Genomic DNA, 17,692 nt, shown 5'->3' with positions numbered 1-17,692 from the left:
TCTGGATGGCGTCGTAGCCGCGCACGACCTGCAGGTGGGTGGCGACGGTGAACGAGGTGCCCATGAGCAGCAGCCACCGGGCGTTCTGGGTGACCAGGCCGAGGTTGGAGGTGCGGTTGTGGAAGAGGCTCGTGGGCAGCAGGGGTTCCACTCCGGCGCGCTCCTCACGGCGGATCCAGTGCACGAACCGGGCCAGGACCAGGACGCCGGCGGCGATCAGGCAGAGCGTGAGCCACAGGTCGTCGTCGGCGGCGAGGATGCCCATCACGATCAGCACCAGGCCGCCTGCGGACAGGACGGCGCCGCGGACGTCGAAGTGCCGGTCGGGGTCCGGCGGCAGGGGGTCGGAGATCTTCCGGCTCAGAGCGATGATCACCACGATCACCAGGGCCCGGAAGACGAACGCGGCGCGCCAGCTGATCGCGGCGGTGATCAGGCCGCCGATCAGCGGGCCCCCGGCCGCGCCCACGCCGCCGGCGGCCATGATGACGCCGAAGGCGCGGGCACGGGAGGCCAGGTCGGTGAAGAGCAGCGTGGTGAGGATGTAGCCCGGGGGATGAGCAGGCGGTGCCGACGCCTTAGAGGAGGGAGTCGCCGAGGATCAGCACGCCGGGGCGGGGCCGGTGTGGGGGTCGGCGGCTGGGTCTTCCTTCACGGGACCTGGCCTCTCTTCCCGGTGGGCGGATCAGGCACCCGCGTCCCTCCATGCTCACCTCGCCCGCCCGGTCGTCGCATCCCGGGGCGGGAGGCGACGACCGACAGGCGGAGCCGGCCGGGCCCTCCTAGCGTGGACGGCGTACCCGTTCCCGCACCGAAGGGGGCCGTGGTCATGGGCCACGACGCCACCATGGGCAAGGTCAGAGGCAAGATCAAGGAAGCCGTCGGGAAGCTCTCCGGCAACGAACGGCTGCAGGCCGAGGGCAGGACGGACCAGGCGAAGGCCAAGGTGCGCGAGGCGGCGGAGCACGTCCGCGAGCGCGCCGCGGGCATCGTGGACTCGCTCAAGCACCGCGACCGCCACCACGGCCGTCACGGCCACCACCACGACCACCGCGAGTAGCGCCCCTACGGCGGCCCGCGCGATACGGGCGTTCGGCGGCCGCCGGGACGGTCAGGTGTCGAGGCGGCTGTTCCTGCCGTCGTGGTGGTCGGCGTGCTCGTCGTCGAACCAGTAGTCGCCGGCGGCGAGGTAGCGGAAGGCGTGGCTGGTGTGGGCGGGGAGGGCGACGGTCGCGGCGCGGGTGCCGTCGCCGCGCGGGGCCAGGGGGTGGGCGTGGGGGTTCCAGTGGTTGAAGTCCCCGACCACGCTGACGGGGCCGACCGGGGTGTCCTCGGGCAGGACGAAGGTGACCTGGGTGCGGCCCTTGAGTTTCTTGCGTTCGAGCACGGAAAGACTCCAGCCGGTCAAGAGGGGAGTGCGGGCCCGAGCATCCTCACCCCCGTCCCGGGGGTCCGGCGCCGTACACGCCGTCGGCGCCCGGCCGGTCACCCGGCCGGTGGCCGCCCCCCTGGGCCGTCCGGTGGCGCCGGGCTGCGCCGCGGCGTGTCAGCCCGGCCGCAGCCGCCGCGACGCGGCGCTGCGCAGGGCCATCCGGACGGTGAGCCGGGCGCTGCGCACCGTCAGCCGCATGCCCCACACCATCGCCCGCCTCGCGGTACGGCGGGTGACGACGAGCCGTGCCAGGCGGCCGAGCGGGTGCCGACGCCTTCGTCTTCTTCTGCTCCGCGGAGGAGGGCGACGGCGATGCCGGTGCGGGTGCCTGCTCATGGGAACCCCCTTGTGGGGCGTTGATCCGCATCACCCTCATTTTCCCCCTTGTCCGCCGCCCCGCGGGCCGACGGGCCGTGACGGTTCGGCGGCCCGGTCGTCGAAGGTCCGGCGGGCCGCCAGGATCTGCCGGGCGTGTTCGACGGACCACTCGCCGATGGCCCCGGTCAGCCGTCCGGCTTCGACCCCGAGTCCGGTGAGGCCGTACTCCACGCGGGGCGGGACGGTGGGGTAGACCGTGCGGTGCACCAGCCCGTCCCGTTCCAGCGCGCGCAGGGTCTGCGTCAGCATCTTCTGCGTGATCCCGTCCAGGAGGCGCCGCAGCTCGCTGAAGCGCATCGGCCGGTCCTGCCGGCGGAGCGCCGCCAGGACGTAGAGCACCCACTTGTTGGCCAGCACCTCGACGACGGTGCGCGAGGGGCAGTCGCGGCGGTAGGCGGCGGTCCAGTCCTCCGAGGCGGAGGCGGAGGCAGAGGCGGAGGCGGAGGCGGAGGCGGAGGCCGGCTTGTCGGTATCCATGGGGTACCTAGATATCAATCAGGTGCCTACTTCACAAGGGATACCGATGCCGTCGAGGATGGTGACCGCCATCGGCCGAGCAGGCCGACCGATCGAGGGGAGTGCCCGTATGACCACCCGCATGCGCGCGGTCAGCCAGCGCGGCTACGGCGGCCCGGACGTCCTGGAGGTCGTCGAGACCGACGTGCCGGTGCCGGGCCCGGGAGAGGTGCTGGTGCGCGTCCGCGCGGTAGGAGTGAACCCGGCCGACTGGAAGATCCGTTCCGGTGCGGTGCGGAAGTTCGGCGCCCCGCCGTTCACCCTGGGCCTCGACCTCTGCGGAGTGGTGGAGGCGGTCGGCGAGCGGGCGGCGGGGCGGTTCCGGCCCGGTGACGAGGTGTACGGCTGCGCCTTCCCGCCGCACGGCGCCTACGCCGAGTACGCCGTCGCACCGGCGGAAGCGCTCGCCCTCGCGCCGGCGGGCATCGACCCCGTGTCCGCCGCCGCGCTGCCGGTGGCGGCGCTCAGCGCATGGCAGTCGCTCGTGCGGGTCGCCGGCGTCGGCCCCGGCCGACGGGTCCTCGTCCACGCGGCGGCCGGGGGGATCGGCCATCTCGCCGTGCAGATCGCCGCGGCGCGCGGTGCGTACGTCATCGGCACCGCCCGGGAGGTCGGGCACGCGTTCCTGCGCGACCTGGGCGCCGACGAGCTCGTCGACTACGCGAGCGCCGACTTCGCGCAGGCCGTGCGGGACGTCGACGTCGTCCTGGACCCGATCGGCGGCGACTACGGACCCCGGTCGCTGGAGACCCTCGCGCCGGGCGGGATCCTCGTCGACGTCCGGGGCACCGGTCCCGACCGGTCCGCCGTCCGGGAGCGGGCGCAGGCGCGCGGCCTGCGGTTCGTCGAGTTCGGGTTCACCCCGTCCGGCGCCGACCTGGAGGGCGTCGCCGCCCTGGTGGAGGACGGCGGTCTCCGCGTCGCCGTCGACCGGGTCCTGCCGCTGGAGGACGCGGCCACGGCGCACGCGCTCAGCGAGACCGGTCACGTCAGAGGCAAGATCGTCCTCACTCCGTGACGCCCTCCTGCCGGCGCCGGGCGTGCCCGGTCAGCCGATCGGTGTCGCCGCCGGGGTGCCGCCGTCGGCCGCGGCGGGGTGGACGGTCTCGGCGGGCGGGTTGGCGGTGCGGCGCGCCCACAGCCAGTAGAGGGCGGAGGTGGCGGCCAGCCCGACGATCCACGAGATGTCGGCGCCGTCGAGCATCTTGGTGATCGCGCCCGTGTACAGCTTGGTGGCCAGGAACGGGACCTGGACGGCGATGCCGATGACGTAGCAGCTCAGCGCGGCGGCGTTCCAGCGGCCGTAGCGGCCGTCCGGGTCGTAGAGGGCGGGGATGTCGACCCGCTCGCGGGAGATCAGGTAGTAGTCGACGAGGTTGATCGCGCTCCAGGGCGTGAACACGGCCAGGAGCAGCAGCACGAAGTTCTTGAAGTTGTTCAGGAAGTCGTCGCTGGCTGCGAGCGCGATGGCCATGGACACCGCGATGAAGCCGACGATGTAGGCGGCGCGCGCCGCGGGCGCGATGCGCGAGCGCCGGTCGAAGGCGGTGACGGTGGTGAGGATCGACATGAAGCCGCCGTAGGCGTTGAGGCAGTTGACGGTCAGCTTGCCGACGACGATCACCAGGTAGATGAGGAACGCGAGGAACGCCGGCCCCGCCAGATGGCCGAGGAAGCCCACCTGGTCGGGCAGGAAGGCCTTGCCGGCGACTGCGGCGGTGAGCGCGCCCAGCGTCATGGCCCACTGGGATCCGATGACGGAGCCGGCGAAGGTGGACCAGAACGTCGCGCGGGTGCTGGTCTCGCGGGGCAGGTAGCGCGAGTAGTCGGCGACGTAGGGGCCGAAGGTGAGCTGCCATCCGGCTCCGAGGCCGACGGCGAGCAGGAAGGTCGCCGCCTCGAACCCCTTGGCGCCGACGTGTGCGCCGACGTCGTACTGCGTGAACAGCCGCACCATCAGATAGCCGAGGCCGAGCGCGCCGACGACGGTGGCGATGCGGCCCGCGACGTGGATCAGGCGGTAGCCGGTCACGGCGACGACGGTGGTCAGCGCTCCGAAGAGGAGGATCCCGGCGGCCGTGCCGATGTGCAGCATCCTCGCCACCGCCTGCCCGGCCAGCACGCTGCCGGTCGCGGCGAAGCCGAGGTACATGAGGATCACCAGCAGCAGTGGCAGGACCGCGCCGAACACGCCGAACTGCGCGCGACTGGAGATCATCTGCGGTACGCCCAGACGCGGTCCCTGCGCGGAGTGCAGGGCCATGACGACGCCGCCGAGGACGTTGCCGAGGAGCAGCGCGGGTATCGCCCAGAGCGGGTCGGCGCCGAAGACGACCGACAGGGCGCCGTCGACGATGGCGGTGATCTGCATGTTGGCGCCGAACCAGAGGGTGAACTGGCTGCGCGGTGTGCCGTGCCGTTCGGTGTCCGGGACGGCCTCGATCGTCCGTCTCTCGACCGCGAGGCGGTCCCCGGAGGTGTGTGGTGCCGGCATGGTGGTGGCCTCTCCCTGCAGTTGTTGCGGCGCAGCCGGAACGAGCTCCGCCGTCGACCCGGGTGGTGCTGCGCCGAATCTGGCATGGGCATGAACAAACATCAAGATCTTGAATGACATATTTCATCGAGGTGCCTCCCCCCCGGCCGCTGGCGTGACCTATCGAAATTCGATAGATTCCCATCGAAGATCGATGGAAGGTAGGTGGGTCATGGGCAAGTGGACGATCCGTGCGCTGCGGGCCGTGCTCGCGGTCGTACTGGCCGGCACCGTGGGCGTGCAGGCGATGATGGTGTGGACCCTGGTCAGCGGGAGCGACCCGGAGGACGGGTCCGTCCCGCTGACGCCGCTGCGCCTGATCACGGTCGTGGGCATGGTGGCGGCCCAGGTCGCACTGGTCTGCGTCTGGCGGCTGGTGGCGATGGTGCGGCGCGGAACCGTCTTCTCCCACGCCGCCTTCCGCTACGTGGACGGTGTGATCGGCGCGATCGTGGCGGCCGCCCTCGTGTGGTTCGCCGTCACGGCCGTCAACGCGCCGGGCCAGCGGGAGGACCCGGGCGTCACCGTCATCATGGGCGGGATCGGCCTGGCCATCCTGGGCGTCGCGCTCATCGTGCTCGTCCTGCGCATGCTGCTCGCCCAGGCCGTCGCGCGCGACACCGAGGCGGCGCAGCTGCAGGCCGAGTTGGATGAGGTGATCTGATGCCGATCACCGTCGACATCGACGTGATGCTGGCCAGGCGGAAGATGTCCGTGGGCGAGCTCGCGGACCGGGTGGGGATCACGCCCGCCAACCTGGCGGTCCTCAAGAACGGCCGCGCCAAGGCGGTGCGGTTCGCGACGCTCGCCGCGCTCTGCGAGGTGCTCGCGTGCCAGCCGGGCGACCTGCTGCGCTGGGAGGCCGAGGCCGAGGCCGAGGCCGAGGCCGAGGACGCCGCCGCCGACGGCTGAGGCGCCCTGCCCGCACCGCCGGAGCCGGCCGGGCCGGGCTCACTGGCCGGTGCGGATCTTGTCCAGCTGCTCCGCCAGGGCCGCCGTCTCCGCCAGCAGCCGTGCGCGGGCCCGCCTCTGCTCCTCGTCGCCCCGGGCCTTGAACGCCGCGCCGAAGTGGGGTTGCAGCTGGGTCCACCAGCCGTTGTCCAGCATCGCCCACGCCTGAGGGCAGAGCGGGGCGCGGGTCTTCGGCAGGTAGCCGCCGTCGACCAGGGGCCGCCGGTACTTCTGCGGGTCGCTGCCCTCCAGGTAGCACAGGAAATTGAACACGCGCTGCTGGGTGACGGGGTGGTCGCTCGCGAAGTTCTCCAGGGTCAGCCGCCCCTCCTTGCGGGCGATCTCGTCGAAGAGGATCGCGGCGGCCAGCGAGGGGCCCGGCCCGACCTCGTTGACGGTGTGGAACGACGCGAAACCGTCGGCGGCGTCCTCTTCGAGGCCGAGGTTGGCCAGCACGAGCTGGCGTTGCAGGGCGTGGCCCATCTCGTGGCCGAAGACGAACTCGGTGGCCAGCACGGTCAGGTCCTCGGTGTTGTACGCGGACGCGGGGAACACGGAGGGACGCTCGACCGTCTTCACGATCTCGGCGAAGGCCCCCTTGATCTCGGCCAGGAAGGACGGCGGGACGTAGATCGTCCTGCCGTCCGGCTGGGTGACGGCGTCGGTGACGCCCGGCGGCACCTTGGCGGTGACCTTCACGACCATGTCGTACGGGAGCGTGAGCGAACGGTTCACCCAGTCGGCCGTCCGCTCCAGCACGCGGGAGTCCCGGACCAGCGCCACGACCTGCCGGTCTTCGGGCTTGAACGTCCCGTCCTCGTAGACGACGGTGACCCTGCCGGAGTGCGTCGCGCGGGGGCTGGGTCCGGCCGCGGGGACCCGGCCGGCGCCGCCGGCCCCGACGCCGCACCCGCCGGCGGCGACCGCGGCGAGGAGCAGCAGGCCCACCAGGGCGCGGCGCGCCCTGCGCGGGTGACCGGCGGTGTTCGGCATCCTGGTCGGCTCCCGTCGTCCGTCCCCGCGCCCATCCTCCGGCCGTGTGCGGGGGCCCGCCCGGCGGGCCGCCCGTCCGGGGGACGGGTCAGAGGGTGAGCACGGCGGTGGCCAGGACGGCGGCGTACCAGTACTCGTAGTAGCGGTAGGTGCGGTGGTCGTACGCGGGGCCGCGGCGGTCGAGGACGCGCCGGGCGACGGTCCAGCACAGGGCCGCCGTGACCGCTTCGGCGCACCACGCGGCCGGGGTGGTGGGGCGGATCAGGAAGAAGTGCCCGACCAGGGGGAGCAGGGCGAACCCGGCCGCGAGGAACCGGCGGGTGAGGGTCTCGCCGAAGGCGAGGGGGAAGGTGGTGCGCCGGGCCGCGGCGTCCCCCCGGAGGTCGCGCAGGTCCTGGACGGGTATGAGGAGGAAGGTCGACACGGCGAGGGCGAGCATCCACCGCCAGGCGCCGGCGGTCAGCGGGGCGGTCATCTGCCAGGCGGCGCCGAGCATGGGCAGGACGCCGAGGCCTATGACGGCGTTCTTGACGATCCAGTGGCGGGAGCCGCCGAGATTGTGCAGCAGGGTGATGGCCTGCCAGAACAGGGCCCACGGCCACACCCCCAGCGCCCAGCCGAGCAGCGGGAACGCGCAGGAGGCCACGGCCGCGCGCGTCCGCGCGCCGCGTGGGGTGACCGCCTGCCGCACCAGCGGCCGGAAGGGCTTGTTGAGGCGGTCCTCGTCCGGTCCGGCGAGCTGGTTGGTGAGGCAGAAGGTGTAGAGGTAGAGCCAGAAGTAGACGGCCGAGACCAGGGCGACCACGACGAGGCGGTCCGGCGGCCGGTGGTACCGGACCGCGACGGCGAGGGCGAAGAACACGCCCGGGTAGAAGCCCGCCCAGACGTCGTTCCTGATGAACTGCCAGCTCAGCCACGGCTCCCGCACCGCGCCCCGGACGAGCGCCCGGGCGGCGGGCAACAGGCCGCGCGCCGGGCCCGGGGAGGACGCGGCGCCGGGGACGGGCGGGGGGTTCCTCGGCGGGTTTGCCATGGCGGCGGCCTCCCTGGGCGTCATGCCGGGCGGACGGTGGCGGTGTCGGCCAGCTGCCGCAGGACCGCCGCGGCGGCGGGCGGGAGACCGGCGGCCCGGAGGGCGTCGAGGGCCAGGGCCCGCCGCTCCCTGATCATGTCTTCGACACGGTCGCGGGCGCCCGTGGCCAGCAGGACGCCCCGCAGCGCCTCGGCGTCGTCCTCGTCGAGACCGGGACGGCCGAGCAGGGCGTGCAGCACCCGCCTCTGGGCGGGATCGGCGTACCGGAAGGCCTGGGCGACCAGCACGGTGTGCTTGCCCGCCCGCAGATCGTCCAGGCGGGACTTGCCGGTCCGCTCGCCGGAACCGAACACGCCCAGCAGGTCGTCGCGGAGCTGAAACGCCTCTCCCACCGGCAGGGCGTAGCCGCTGAGGACCGCCCGCACCGCCTCGTCGGCCCCGGCGAGGGCGGCGCCGACGTGCAGCGGGCGCTCGATGGTGTAGGTGGCGGTCTTGTAGCGGACGACCGCCAGCGCGGCCTCCACGTCGCCGCCGGGGTTCCCGGTGGCCTCCAGGTCCGCGAACTGGCCGTGCACCACCTCGGTCCGCATCGCGTCGACCAGCGGGAGGACCCGCATCAGCTGCTCCGGCGGCAGCCCGGCCGTGTGCAGCAGTTCGTCGGACCAGGCCAGGGCGGCGTCGCCGGCCAGGATCGCGGCGCCCAGCCCGAACCGCTCGGCGTCGCTCCCGGTGCCCCCGGCGCCCCCCGTGCCCCCGGCGCCCCTGGCGGCGGTCCGGCGGGCGGCCTGCGCCCGGTGCACGGTCGGGACCCCCCGCCGCGTGTCGGAGTCGTCCATGACGTCGTCGTGGATGAGGGCGAAGGCGTGGAACAGCTCCAGCGACGCGGCCACCCGCACCACCGCCTGCGGCACCGGCCCGGTGCCCCCGCCGGCGAACCAGCCCACCGCGCACAGCAGGGGCCTGATCCGCTTGCCCCCGGCGCCCAGGAAGTCGCGCAGCACCCGGGGGATCTCCGTGGACAGCCCCCGTGCCCGGGCGCGGCGGGACTTGGCGACGAGGAAGTCCTCCAGGCACCCGTCGACCCGGTCGCGGATCCCCCCGGCACCGAGCAGCTCCTCCGTCACCCCGGCCCCGACCATCACGCCCCTTCCGTCAGCACCCGCGTTCTCCGGCCGCGTACCTCATTCCCGACCCGTGTGCGCCGGTAACCGCCCGAACGGGACGTGCGCGAGCACGACCACGGCCCGCGCCGCCTCCCGCGCGTGACGGCGCGCCCGTCACCCTCGGCCGGGAGCCCGCGGCACGCCCCCGGGCACCGGCGCGCAGGACGGCGCAGGCCCGGCCGGACGCGTACCGCCGCTCAGGGCCGTCCGGGGGACGCCGGCCGGGCTTCGAGGCGCAGGCGCAGATCACGGGGGACGCAGGCCGCGGACAGGGCGGTCCTCGCGGGGCGGTCGGTGACGGCCGTGAACCTCCACGAGCCGATCAGCAGGGCGAGGACGAGCGCGCTCTCCTGGAGGGCGAAGCGGTCGCCGATGCACCGGCGCGGCCCGGAGCCGAACGGGATGAAAGAGGTCCGGTCGGGGGGCCGTCCGGCCCAGCGGTCGGGGTCGAAGACGAGGGGCCGGGGGTGGACGAGGGGGTTCCAATGGACCGCGTACTGGCTCAGGGCGACCGTGGTCCCGGCCGGCAGGTGCGTTCCGCCGAGCGCGGTGGCCCGGGTGACCGTGCGGGTGACGAGCCAGGTGATCGAGTGCAGGCGCAGGGCCTCGTCGAGGACCCGGCCGAGGTAGGTCAGTGCGGGAACGTCGGCCGCCCGCGGCGGCCCGCCGTCCAGGACCCGGGTGACGTGGGCGTGGAGCCGGTCCTGGACCGCGGGGTGGCGGGCCAGCTCGTACAGGACCCACGACAGCAGCCCGGCGGTGGTCTCCGTGCCGGCGATGAAGAAGGTGATGACCTGGTCGGCGACCTCCTGGTCGGACAGCCCTGCGGGACCGTCGTCCGCGCCGTCGGGCTCGGCGCCCAGGAGGAGGTCGGAGAGCAGGTCCCGGTGGTCGGCGCCAAGGGCGCGGTGGGCGGCGACGACCTCGGCGACCGTCTCCAGCAGGCGGGCCCGGGCGCGCTGGAACCGCAGGTTGCCCGGGGTCGGAACACGGTCGAAAGGGGCGGGGAGGAGCATGCGGCGCATCGCGCCGACCATGAGCGTCTCGGCGTCCTCGCCGATGCGGCGCGTCGTGGCGTCCGGCAGACGGCTGCTGAACATCGTGGTGGCCAGGGTCCGGTTGGCGATGGCGAGCATGGACCGGTTGACATCGACGACCTGCCCGTCGGCCCAGTCGGCGGTCGTCTCGTATGCGGCGGAGGTGACCCCGTCCGCGTAGTCGGGCAGCCGGGCGGGCCGGAACGCCGGCTGGCACAGCCGGCGCTGCCTGCGGTGACGGTCGTGCGGGCAGGTCGCCAGTCCGTTGCCGACCGCTTCCCTGGCCCGGTCGAAGAACGGGCCGCCCTTGTCGAAGGTGCGGTCGTCCCGCAGGACCTCCTGGACGAGACCGGGGTCGCACACCAGGACCATGGTGTGCGGCCCGAACCGCAGCCGCACCAGACCGGCGTGGCCCGGCAGTGAGGCGATGAACCCCAGCCGGTCGCGCAGCAGCGCCACCGTGTGCCCGAGGAACGGCAGGTGCCCGGGGGCCAGCGGAACGGCGTCGAGCCCGGTGCCCATGGCGGAACCCCCCTCCGGATCGTGGGCATTCCTTCCCCGGCCCCGGGCGGGCGAACCCCGACGCCGGCCGGCCCCGCCCGGGCCCGCCGTCCGCCCCGCGGGGGTTTGCGGCGGATGACCGCGGGCACGCGCCAACCGAACCGGAGGCCGCCCGACGGCCACCCCCGCGGATCGGAGGTGCCATGAACACCCGCCCCACCGGCACGGGAACACGGTCCCGCCCCCTCGCGTCCCCTCCGGACCCGCAGCGCCTGCTGGCGGTCTATCTCAACGACCACCTCGCGGGCGCGGGCAGCGGCGTGTCCCTGATCCGGCGCATCGCCCGGACCCACCGCCGTACGCCCGCGGGACCGGCCCTGGCCGAGCTCGCCGCGGAGATCGCCGAGGACCGGGAGGGCCTGCGCGCGTTCATGACGGCCCTGGACGTGCCCGCACAGTGGCCCAGGGTCGCCGCGGGCAGGCTGGCGGAGAAGGCGGCCCGGCTCAAGCCCAACGGCCGGCTGGTGAAGCGCTCGCCCCTGAGCGACGTCCTCGAACTGGAGACCATGCGTCTGGGAGTGGAGGGCAAGGCGTCCCTGTGGCGGTCGCTGAGGGTCCTCGCGGCCACCGACCCCCGCCTGGACCTGACCGCCGTCGACCGGCTCCTGGCCCGCGCGGGGCAGCAGGCCTCCCTCCTGGAGGCCCTGAGACTCGAAGCCGCCCGGAGCGCCTTCAGCGCCCCGGCAGCGGCTGCCGGCCACGCCCGCCGACACGGGGGACCGGCGGGCCGCGGGGCGGCGGGAAGGCCGCGGTGGGCGTCATGAGCGGCATGAAGCACAAGCGGCAGGAGCCCGGTATCGGCCGGGAGGAGCAGGTGCAGGAGCATCCGGGCCCGGACCCGGTGCATCCCGAGGCCAGCAAGCCGGTGCCCGGAAGGACCCCCGAGGAGCTGAGGCGGCGGCAGGAGAGGGCCATGGCCCGCGACCACGACGACGGCTGATGCCCCCGAGGGGGCGGAGCGCCCTGCCTACATGGGGTCCATGGTCCCGCTGCCGGGACCGTTCTGCTCCTCGCTCTTGCGACGGATGTGCAGGGCCTTGTCCCTCAGCCGCTGCTGCTCCGCGGGATCCGTCGCCCGCTGGGCGGCCTGCTCCAGCTCCTGGGCCTTGTCGCGCATCTCCCGGGCTCGTTCGCCCGGCCCGCTGTCCTTGGTCATGACCGGTCCTCGGGTGGTGGGGGGAGGGTGTGATCCCAGCCAAACAGGACGGGGCCGCACCCGCCACCGCAGCCGGGCCGAAGGGGAACCCGGGGGAAGAGCCGCCCCGCACCGTGTGGGGGGCGGCCCGGCGGGTAGGCGCCGGACACGGCCCAGCCGCCGCGCGGCGGGTGACCGGGCCGGTGGCGCCCGCAGCGGGGCGGGGATCCCTTTCGAAAGGACGTGAGTACCGTGCGCATCGCATTCCTGACGGCACCCGAAGGCGTCGAGGAGGTCGAACTGACCTGGCCCTGGAAGGCGGTCCTCGGGGCCGGCTGGACCCCCCGGCTGGTCTCGACGAAGCCGGGCGAGGTCCAGGCGATGCGTCACCTGGACAAGGCCGGCACCTACCCGGTCGACCGGGTCCTTACCGGCCGTACGGACGAGAGCTTCGACGCCCTCGTCCTGCCCGGGGGAGTGGCGAATCCCGACGCGCTGCGGATGAGCGGGTCCGCCGTCGACTTCACGCGCGGCTTCTTCGAGGCGGGCCGGCCGGTGGCCGCCATCTGCCACGCGCCGTGGCTGCTGGTGGAGGCCGGTGTCGTCCGGGGACGGACCCTCACCTCGTGGCCCAGCCTGGCCACCGACATCCGCAACGCCGGCGGCACCTGGGTGGACGAACAGGTCCACATCTGCCGGGCGGGCGCCAGCCCCCTGGTCACCAGCCGCAAGCCGGACGACCTGGACGCGTTCTGCGAGGCGTTCGTGACCGTCTTCGGCGGCTGAACCGCACGCCCGGGCCGGCCGGGGCCTGCTCATCCGGCAGCGGCTGCGGGGCGCCCCGGGTGAGCTGGGCGCCGCAGGTGTGCACCGCGGTTTCCCGGGCCCGGTGCCGGGCGACGGCGTTTGGGACCCGGGCGAGGACGAAGGACGCCGCTCCCCCCTCCAGACGCAGGTCACCGCGCGATCGGTGCTGGGCGCCGTGGCGTCGCACACGGGCGGGCTGCTCGGGGAACGACGGATGGCTGCGCGTGTTCGGCGGGGGTTCGGCGGAGGCGGGGGGACTGCCCCGGCGCGGGTCAACCGCTTCCCGACGGCCTTCGATCCGCTCTGGGCTCCCGGCCGGATGACGTACCTCGCTCCCGACACCCTGGAGTGGGAGGCGCTGGAGATGGGCCGCGCCGGATGGGTCTCCTGGCCGCTCTCGGGCCGACTCGAGACGTTCTACGACGGGCTGCGCTGGCCGGGCTGGCGGGAGGAGGCCGCACGGCTCGGCCTCGCGCAGGGCGTTTCCGTGCACCCGTTCCTGTGTGCTGTGGACCGAGGAGGCACACGCCGATCTCGCGGCGACGCACCGAAGGCCCGTGCCGATGCACGAGGTCCTCGGGGTCGCCGCGGAGTTCGCCCGGAACACGGGGGCGTCCGACCCGGGGCTCCTCGACGCCGTGTGACCGCGGCCTGATCGCGTCCTTGTGGGGGACGCCCCGGGACAGGAGGATCCCTTCGTCCTGACACGCGCAACAGGAGGGGGCGGCGATGGGACTGTGGAAGGTTCTCGGGAGAGCCGGGCTCGTGGTGGCCCTGGCCGGGGCCGGACTGGCCGCGGGCGGGGCGGCGGAGGCGGCGGAGGCGGCGCCGCAGCTGGTGGTGAAGCGGACCGGCGGGCTGCTCGACGGGGACGTCGTCGAGTTCTCGGTCAAGGGCGGACCGCCCAAGGCGTACGTGTGGGTCGAGCTGTGTGCCCCGGACACGGTGGCGGGAGCCTGTGACGAGGACACCGGACGGCAGTTCCGCGTGCTGCCGGACGGCACCCTGCCGGTGTCGCCGAAGAAGCTCTACGCACAGCTCGCCACGGGCGCGGGCACCTTCGACTGCCGTACCGCCGCCGCCGCGCACCCGTGCCGGCTGGCCCTGACGGACAACACCGGCGCCGTGCTCACCACCGTCCCGCTGGCCTTCCGGCCGGGTGGTGCGCTGGAGGCGGCTCCCACCGTCCGGGTGGACCCCTCCGAGGGGCTGGTGGACGGCCAGTCCGTACACGTCACCGGCCGAGGCTACGAGCCGCAGTACCACTCCGTGGTCCTGGAGTGCGCCGCCGGCTCCACGGAGGCCACCGGCTGCCGTACCCGGGGCCGCCCGCCCGCGACGACCGACCAGGGGCGGCTGGACGAGACGGTCGGGCTCTCGGCGACCTTCACCACCGGTGACGGGCGCACGGTCGACTGCCGTGTCGCTCCGGGCTGCGAGGTGGTCGTGTTCGGGACCCGGGTCCGCGGTCCGCACTCGGTGTCCCACACCGTCCGCTTCGCCCCGGCGGGTACCCCGGCCGGCCGCTGACGGCACCGGCCGCTGACGGCACCGGCCGCGCCCGGGCCCGCGCGTCCTGGCCTCCGCGCGTCCTGGCCTCCGCGCGGCCGGGCCCCGCGGAGGCCGGGCGCCTTCGCGCCGCGACCGCCGCGGGGGCGCCGGCGGCTTCGGCGAAGTGGACGCCGTAGCGGTGTCGTCCCCCGCCCCGCCCTCTCCTGCCCGGAAGCAGCCGACGCGGTCGACGCCCGGGGTGTGGAGCACGGGCACCACGCCGCCCCCGCGCGCGGCGAGCCGGCCACGCCCCGCGCCGACCCCCTGGCACGCGGCCTGCGGATACAGAGGCGCCCCCCGGCCCCCCGGCCCCCGGCCCCCCGGCCCCCGGCCCCCCGGCCCCCGGCCCCCCGGGCCCCGTCCGCCCGTCCGCCCGGCCCCCCAGGCCCCGGCCGCCCGTCCACCGCCCCCCGGCCCCCCGGGCCCCGTCCGCCCGTCCGCCCGGCCCCCCCAGGCCCCGGCCGCCCGTCCACCGCCCCCCGGCCCCCCGGCCCCCGGGCCCCGGCCGCCCGTCCACTCGCCCCCCGGGCCCCGGCCCCTGGCCCCCGGCCCCCGGCCCCTGGCCCCCCGGGCCCCGGGCCCCGGCCCCCGGCCCCCGGCCCCCGGCCCCCGGGCCCCGGGCCCCGGCCCCCGGCCCCCGGCCCCCGGCCCCCGGCCCCCGGCCCCCGGCCCCCCGGGCCCCCAGGCGCCGGCCCCCGGGCCCCGGCCCCCGGCCCCCCGGGCCCCGGCCCCCGGCCCCCCGGGCCCCCAGGCGCCGGCCCCCGGCCCCCGGCCCCGGGCGTCGCGCGGACGGGCGGTGGCCCGTGCGGCGGGGCGCACACCGCATCCGGCCGGGCGTTCCCCGGCCCCCGCGCCGCCGACGTGCGGCATATCCGCCGCGCCTCACCCGAACGGCCCTCTCCGGCCGCCGCCGCAAACGCCGTGCCGCACCGGGGCCCCACGGCCCGGCCGCCGTCACCGATCGTGCGTCCGAGCGTGCCGCAGCGGTACTCGGCCGTCCCCGCCCGCGATGATGCGCAGGACGGATGCGGACCGCCGCCGGACGGCGTGCCGCCCAGCCAGGAGGGACAGCCGGTGGCCGACGACCGGAGCACCGCCATACCAGAGCGCGACGCCGCCCCGCAGGAGCCGGCCGCACCCGGTGGGGCCCCCGCGCGCGGCGCCCAGCGCCGGTAGGGACGCACCACGGCCCCCTCGGCCGACGCACGCCCGGCGGTCCGGCTCCCGGGCCGGGCCCGGACACCGGCGGGGGCCGCGACGGCCGGTGCCCGTGCCACCCCCAGACTCAGGCCCGCGCGACCGGTGTTCCGGATGCGGGCCGGATCCCAAGGAGACGATGCACATGTCAGCCGGACCACCCGCCGAGGGCACCGCGGCGCCGCAGGACGCGCCGGCGATCGTCCGCAGCCGCGGCTACGTGTCGGTGCTGGTGATCTCGGCGTTGCTCGGCGTACCGATCTCGGTGGTCGCGTTCGGCTTCCTCGCTCTGGTGTCCGAACTCCAGTCGCTGCTCTACCACGACCTGCCCGCGAACCTCGGCTTCCACGGGACCCCCGACTGGTGGGCGATCGGGCCGCTCGCAGTCGCCGGCGTACTGGTCGCCCTGACGATCCGGTACCTGCCGGGCGGCGGCGGCCACAAGCCGGCCGAGGGCCTCAAGACCGGCGGCGCACCCTCGTTCGCCACGGTGCCCGGTGTGGCGATCGCCGCGATCGTCACGCTCGGCCTGGGGGCGGTCCTCGGTCCGGAAGCCCCGCTGATCGCGCTCGGCGGCGGGCTGGCCGTCGGCGCGGCCAAGCTCCTCAAGCACGACGCTCCGCCCACCGCCTTGGGCGTGATCGGGGCGGCCGGCAGTTTCGCGGCCATCAGCGAACTGCTGGGATCCCCCCTCGTCGGCGCCTTCCTCCTCATGGAGGCCACCGGGCTGGGCGGCCCGATGATGGGCGTGGTGCTGGTGCCGGGCCTGCTCTCCGCCGGAGTCGGGTCGCTGATCTTCACCGGCCTCGGCAGCTGGACCGGCCTCGGCACCTACTCGCTGGCGCTGACCCACGTTCCGCCCGCCGGCCGACCCACCCTCGGCGAGTTCGCCTGGGCGGTCGTCGCGGGCGTCGCCGCCGCCCTCCTCGGGGAGGCGATCCGCCGCTCCTCGCTCTCCCTCCAGGCCGTCGTCGAGCGCCACCGGCTGCCGCTCACCGTCCTGATGGGCGTGGCCGTCGGCGTGATCGCGCTGCTGTACGCGGTGATCACGGACCGGCCGGCCACCGGCGTGCTGTTCTCCGGCCAGGACGCCCTCGCCCCCCTGCTGGCCGACAGCGCGGGCTACACCGCGGCCACCCTCGTCGTCCTGCTGGTGTGCAAGGCCCTGGCCTACAGCGCGTCGATGAGCGCCTTCCGCGGCGGCCCGATCTTCCCCGCGATCTTCGTGGGTGCGACCGGCGGCCTCGCGCTCTCCCACCTGCCCGGACTGGGGAGCACCGCCGGGTTCGCCATCGGGATCGGCGCGATGACCGTGGCGATGCTGAAACTGCCCCTGACCGCCGTCATGCTGGCCACCCTGCTGCTCGGCGCGGACGGCCTCACCGTGATGCCGCTGGTGATCGTCGGCGTGGTGGTCTCCTACGTCGCCACGCTCCGCCTCGGCCGGCTCCCGGCGCGGCCCGCGCCCGAGGCGTCACGACCCGGGCCGGAGGCGCCCGCCGGCTGACCGGGCCACCCCGGGGCGGGCAGAGAGGTTCGCGGGTACCGGCGTGGCCCGCTTGATCCGCCGGGCCGGGGGCCGCAGAGTCGGGAAGCGGCCCGCGCGGGTGCGCAACCCCGCCCGCCGGGCACGCCCGTGCCCTACGCCCGCCCGGTGACACCGGGCGGCCTCGATCTCCGGGAGCCGCCGTGCCGATGGTCGTCGACCTGGTCGTGATCGGCACGGCCATCACCCTCGGGCCGCTGCACAACAGCGCGTTCATCCTGCTGCTGGCGTCGCGCCGCGGTGTGCGCAAGGGCCTCGTCTACCTGCTGTCCTGGCTGGCCAACCTGGTCGCGGTGATCGCCTGCGTCGTGCTGCTGACCGGCGGGACGCCGCCCGTCCACCACACCACGCCGTCGACCGCCGCGGTCGCGGCCAAGCTGGCGATCGGTGTCGGCCTGGTGCTGTTCAGCGGCTACCGGTTCCGGCAGCCGCCCCGCCCGTACCGGCCGCCGAGCTGGACGGCCCGCATCGACAACGCCTCGCTGGCCACCGCCGCCGCGCTGGCCTGGCTGCTCCAGCCGTGGGCCCTGGTGGCGGCGGGCGCCGCCACGGCCGTCGACGCCGACCTCTCCTCCGCCTCCGACTGGCTGGCCCTGACCGGCTACTGCCTGCTGGCCACCCTCAGCCTCCTGATCATGGAGCTGTACACCGTCTGGGCCCCGGACGCCGCCCAGGCACGGCTGAGCGCCCTGCGGAGCTGGCTCGAACACCACCAGGAGCAGCTGATCGTCACCCTCTCCCTGCTGGCCGGACTCTGGCTGATGGCCAGCAGCATCTACGCACTCGTCGCCTGAGGACCCGCCCGCGGCGGCGAGGACGGCGGCACGGTCAGGGGAACGCCATGACGCTTGGTGACGGC

At 75.2% G+C, this 17,692-nt stretch carries 19 protein-coding genes and 2 pseudogenes; 12 read left to right on the top strand and 9 right to left on the bottom strand.

The window, feature by feature from the left end; all coding sequences use genetic code 11:
• Positions 1 to 232: 232 nt before the first annotated feature.
• Positions 233 to 517 (bottom strand): annotated as a pseudogene (locus ACIRBY_RS04880) (MFS transporter); the annotation flags it as partial.
• A 270-nt stretch (positions 518 to 787) separates the two neighbouring features.
• Between ACIRBY_RS04880 and ACIRBY_RS04875 the strand changes: the two are divergent.
• Entirely contained in the window at positions 788 to 1,060 is a 273-nt protein-coding gene (locus ACIRBY_RS04875) for a CsbD family protein (RefSeq protein ID WP_403896186.1), read from the top strand.
• Between the two features lie 51 nt (positions 1,061 to 1,111).
• Here ACIRBY_RS04875 and ACIRBY_RS04870 read toward each other — a convergent pair whose 3' ends face one another.
• Positions 1,112 to 1,387 (bottom strand): isoamylase early set domain-containing protein, encoded by a 276-nt coding sequence (locus ACIRBY_RS04870; RefSeq protein ID WP_366449528.1) that lies wholly within the window; start codon positions 1,385 to 1,387, stop codon positions 1,112 to 1,114.
• A gap of 417 nt (positions 1,388 to 1,804) precedes the next feature.
• Positions 1,805 to 2,287: a winged helix-turn-helix transcriptional regulator gene (locus tag ACIRBY_RS04865; RefSeq protein ID WP_403896182.1), complete on the bottom strand. Its 483-nt coding sequence runs from the start codon at positions 2,285 to 2,287 to the stop codon at positions 1,805 to 1,807.
• Between the two features lie 109 nt (positions 2,288 to 2,396).
• Here ACIRBY_RS04865 and ACIRBY_RS04860 point away from each other — a divergent pair, with 109 nt between their 5' ends.
• The gene (locus tag ACIRBY_RS04860; protein ID WP_403896179.1) at positions 2,397 to 3,344 is read left to right on the top strand and encodes an NADP-dependent oxidoreductase; all 948 of its coding nucleotides are present in this window, start codon (positions 2,397 to 2,399) and stop codon (positions 3,342 to 3,344) included.
• A 30-nt stretch (positions 3,345 to 3,374) separates the two neighbouring features.
• Here the strand turns inward: ACIRBY_RS04860 and ACIRBY_RS04855 are convergent, their stop codons facing one another.
• A complete protein-coding gene (locus tag ACIRBY_RS04855; protein WP_403896176.1) occupies positions 3,375 to 4,820 on the bottom strand; it encodes a purine-cytosine permease family protein in 1,446 nt (481 codons plus the stop codon).
• A gap of 211 nt (positions 4,821 to 5,031) precedes the next feature.
• Between ACIRBY_RS04855 and ACIRBY_RS04850 the strand changes: the two genes are divergently transcribed.
• Together ACIRBY_RS04850 and ACIRBY_RS04845 are read left to right on the top strand one after the other, a co-directional pair.
• On the top strand, positions 5,032 to 5,523 hold the full coding sequence (locus ACIRBY_RS04850) for a DUF2975 domain-containing protein (protein WP_403896173.1): 492 nt from the start codon (positions 5,032 to 5,034) through the stop codon (positions 5,521 to 5,523).
• The gene (locus tag ACIRBY_RS04845; RefSeq protein WP_403896170.1) at positions 5,523 to 5,771 is read left to right on the top strand and encodes a helix-turn-helix domain-containing protein; all 249 of its coding nucleotides are present in this window, start codon (positions 5,523 to 5,525) and stop codon (positions 5,769 to 5,771) included. The genes ACIRBY_RS04850 and ACIRBY_RS04845 overlap by 1 nt, the downstream gene beginning before the upstream one ends.
• A 39-nt stretch (positions 5,772 to 5,810) precedes the next feature.
• Here ACIRBY_RS04845 and ACIRBY_RS04840 read toward each other — a convergent pair whose 3' ends face one another.
• The 4 genes from ACIRBY_RS04840 to ACIRBY_RS04825 form a co-directional block, all read right to left on the bottom strand.
• Positions 5,811 to 6,803 carry a DUF4344 domain-containing metallopeptidase gene (locus ACIRBY_RS04840; RefSeq protein WP_403896168.1) on the bottom strand — a complete coding sequence of 331 codons (993 nt, stop codon included), beginning with the start codon at positions 6,801 to 6,803 and terminating at the stop codon, positions 5,811 to 5,813.
• Positions 6,804 to 6,891: 88 nt separating this feature from the next.
• Positions 6,892 to 7,836: a UbiA family prenyltransferase gene (locus ACIRBY_RS04835; protein ID WP_403896165.1), complete on the bottom strand. Its 945-nt coding sequence runs from the start codon at positions 7,834 to 7,836 to the stop codon at positions 6,892 to 6,894.
• Positions 7,837 to 7,856: 20 nt separating this feature from the next.
• The gene (locus ACIRBY_RS04830; RefSeq protein WP_403896891.1) at positions 7,857 to 8,975 is read right to left on the bottom strand and encodes a polyprenyl synthetase family protein; all 1,119 of its coding nucleotides are present in this window, start codon (positions 8,973 to 8,975) and stop codon (positions 7,857 to 7,859) included.
• 221 nt (positions 8,976 to 9,196) lie between these two features.
• Positions 9,197 to 10,558 carry a cytochrome P450 gene (locus ACIRBY_RS04825; protein ID WP_403896162.1) on the bottom strand — a complete coding sequence of 454 codons (1,362 nt, stop codon included), beginning with the start codon at positions 10,556 to 10,558 and terminating at the stop codon, positions 9,197 to 9,199.
• 182 nt (positions 10,559 to 10,740) lie between these two features.
• On the opposite strand from ACIRBY_RS04825, the gene ACIRBY_RS04820 reads away from it, so the two are divergent.
• Together ACIRBY_RS04820 and ACIRBY_RS04815 are read left to right on the top strand one after the other, a co-directional pair.
• Entirely contained in the window at positions 10,741 to 11,361 is a 621-nt protein-coding gene (locus tag ACIRBY_RS04820) for a hypothetical protein (RefSeq protein ID WP_403896159.1), read from the top strand.
• Entirely contained in the window at positions 11,358 to 11,537 is a 180-nt protein-coding gene (locus ACIRBY_RS04815) for a hypothetical protein (RefSeq protein ID WP_403896156.1), read from the top strand. Before ACIRBY_RS04820 ends, ACIRBY_RS04815 begins: the two co-directional genes overlap by 4 nt.
• A gap of 27 nt (positions 11,538 to 11,564) precedes the next feature.
• Here ACIRBY_RS04815 and ACIRBY_RS04810 read toward each other — a convergent pair whose 3' ends face one another.
• Positions 11,565 to 11,753, bottom strand: a complete 189-nt coding sequence (locus tag ACIRBY_RS04810; RefSeq protein WP_403896153.1) for a DUF6381 family protein — start codon at positions 11,751 to 11,753, stop codon at positions 11,565 to 11,567.
• A gap of 231 nt (positions 11,754 to 11,984) precedes the next feature.
• Here ACIRBY_RS04810 and ACIRBY_RS04805 point away from each other — a divergent pair, with 231 nt between their 5' ends.
• The 6 genes and pseudogenes from ACIRBY_RS04805 (at position 11,985) to ACIRBY_RS04780 (ending at position 17,627) form a co-directional block, all read left to right on the top strand.
• Positions 11,985 to 12,518 carry a type 1 glutamine amidotransferase domain-containing protein gene (locus ACIRBY_RS04805; RefSeq protein WP_403896151.1) on the top strand — a complete coding sequence of 178 codons (534 nt, stop codon included), beginning with the start codon at positions 11,985 to 11,987 and terminating at the stop codon, positions 12,516 to 12,518.
• A 235-nt stretch (positions 12,519 to 12,753) separates the two neighbouring features.
• Positions 12,754 to 12,990, top strand: a pseudogene (locus ACIRBY_RS04800) (DUF2625 family protein); the annotation flags it as partial.
• 52 nt (positions 12,991 to 13,042) lie between these two features.
• Positions 13,043 to 13,183 carry a hypothetical protein gene (locus tag ACIRBY_RS04795; RefSeq protein WP_403896912.1) on the top strand — a complete coding sequence of 47 codons (141 nt, stop codon included), beginning with the start codon at positions 13,043 to 13,045 and terminating at the stop codon, positions 13,181 to 13,183.
• Between the two features lie 85 nt (positions 13,184 to 13,268).
• Positions 13,269 to 14,069: a neocarzinostatin apoprotein domain-containing protein gene (locus ACIRBY_RS04790; protein WP_403896148.1), complete on the top strand. Its 801-nt coding sequence runs from the start codon at positions 13,269 to 13,271 to the stop codon at positions 14,067 to 14,069.
• Between the two features lie 1,363 nt (positions 14,070 to 15,432).
• Positions 15,433 to 16,794: a chloride channel protein gene (locus ACIRBY_RS04785; protein WP_403896145.1), complete on the top strand. Its 1,362-nt coding sequence runs from the start codon at positions 15,433 to 15,435 to the stop codon at positions 16,792 to 16,794.
• A gap of 188 nt (positions 16,795 to 16,982) precedes the next feature.
• The gene (locus ACIRBY_RS04780) at positions 16,983 to 17,627 is read left to right on the top strand and encodes a GAP family protein (RefSeq protein WP_403896889.1); all 645 of its coding nucleotides are present in this window, start codon (positions 16,983 to 16,985) and stop codon (positions 17,625 to 17,627) included.
• Positions 17,628 to 17,692 lie beyond the last annotated feature (65 nt).

It is taken from the genome of Streptomyces sp. NPDC096136, assembly GCF_044763325.1.
Classification (GTDB): domain Bacteria; phylum Actinomycetota; class Actinomycetes; order Streptomycetales; family Streptomycetaceae; genus Streptomyces.
The sequence above is the reverse complement of the archived record's forward strand: the minus strand, read 5'-3'. Positions and strand labels throughout refer to the sequence as shown.

What these genes read in the sequence shown, in the direction of transcription:
- ACIRBY_RS04830 (WP_403896891.1), bottom strand. Translation starts at nt 8,975, where the DNA reads ATGGTCGGGGCCGGGGTGACGGAGGAGCTGCTCGGTGCCGGGGGGATC.
- ACIRBY_RS04845 (WP_403896170.1), top strand. Translation starts at nt 5,523, where the DNA reads ATGCCGATCACCGTCGACATCGACGTGATGCTGGCCAGGCGGAAGATG.
- ACIRBY_RS04815 (WP_403896156.1), top strand. Translation starts at nt 11,358, where the DNA reads ATGAGCGGCATGAAGCACAAGCGGCAGGAGCCCGGTATCGGCCGGGAG.
- ACIRBY_RS04840 (WP_403896168.1), bottom strand. Translation starts at nt 6,803, where the DNA reads ATGCCGAACACCGCCGGTCACCCGCGCAGGGCGCGCCGCGCCCTGGTG.
- ACIRBY_RS04860 (WP_403896179.1), top strand. Translation starts at nt 2,397, where the DNA reads ATGACCACCCGCATGCGCGCGGTCAGCCAGCGCGGCTACGGCGGCCCG.
- ACIRBY_RS04820 (WP_403896159.1), top strand. Translation starts at nt 10,741, where the DNA reads ATGAACACCCGCCCCACCGGCACGGGAACACGGTCCCGCCCCCTCGCG.
- ACIRBY_RS04835 (WP_403896165.1), bottom strand. Translation starts at nt 7,836, where the DNA reads ATGGCAAACCCGCCGAGGAACCCCCCGCCCGTCCCCGGCGCCGCGTCC.
- ACIRBY_RS04850 (WP_403896173.1), top strand. Translation starts at nt 5,032, where the DNA reads ATGGGCAAGTGGACGATCCGTGCGCTGCGGGCCGTGCTCGCGGTCGTA.
- ACIRBY_RS04810 (WP_403896153.1), bottom strand. Translation starts at nt 11,753, where the DNA reads ATGACCAAGGACAGCGGGCCGGGCGAACGAGCCCGGGAGATGCGCGAC.
- ACIRBY_RS04790 (WP_403896148.1), top strand. Translation starts at nt 13,269, where the DNA reads ATGGGACTGTGGAAGGTTCTCGGGAGAGCCGGGCTCGTGGTGGCCCTG.
- ACIRBY_RS04785 (WP_403896145.1), top strand. Translation starts at nt 15,433, where the DNA reads ATGTCAGCCGGACCACCCGCCGAGGGCACCGCGGCGCCGCAGGACGCG.
- ACIRBY_RS04855 (WP_403896176.1), bottom strand. Translation starts at nt 4,820, where the DNA reads ATGCCGGCACCACACACCTCCGGGGACCGCCTCGCGGTCGAGAGACGG.
- ACIRBY_RS04825 (WP_403896162.1), bottom strand. Translation starts at nt 10,558, where the DNA reads ATGGGCACCGGGCTCGACGCCGTTCCGCTGGCCCCCGGGCACCTGCCG.
- ACIRBY_RS04780 (WP_403896889.1), top strand. Translation starts at nt 16,983, where the DNA reads ATGGTCGTCGACCTGGTCGTGATCGGCACGGCCATCACCCTCGGGCCG.
- ACIRBY_RS04865 (WP_403896182.1), bottom strand. Translation starts at nt 2,287, where the DNA reads ATGGATACCGACAAGCCGGCCTCCGCCTCCGCCTCCGCCTCCGCCTCT.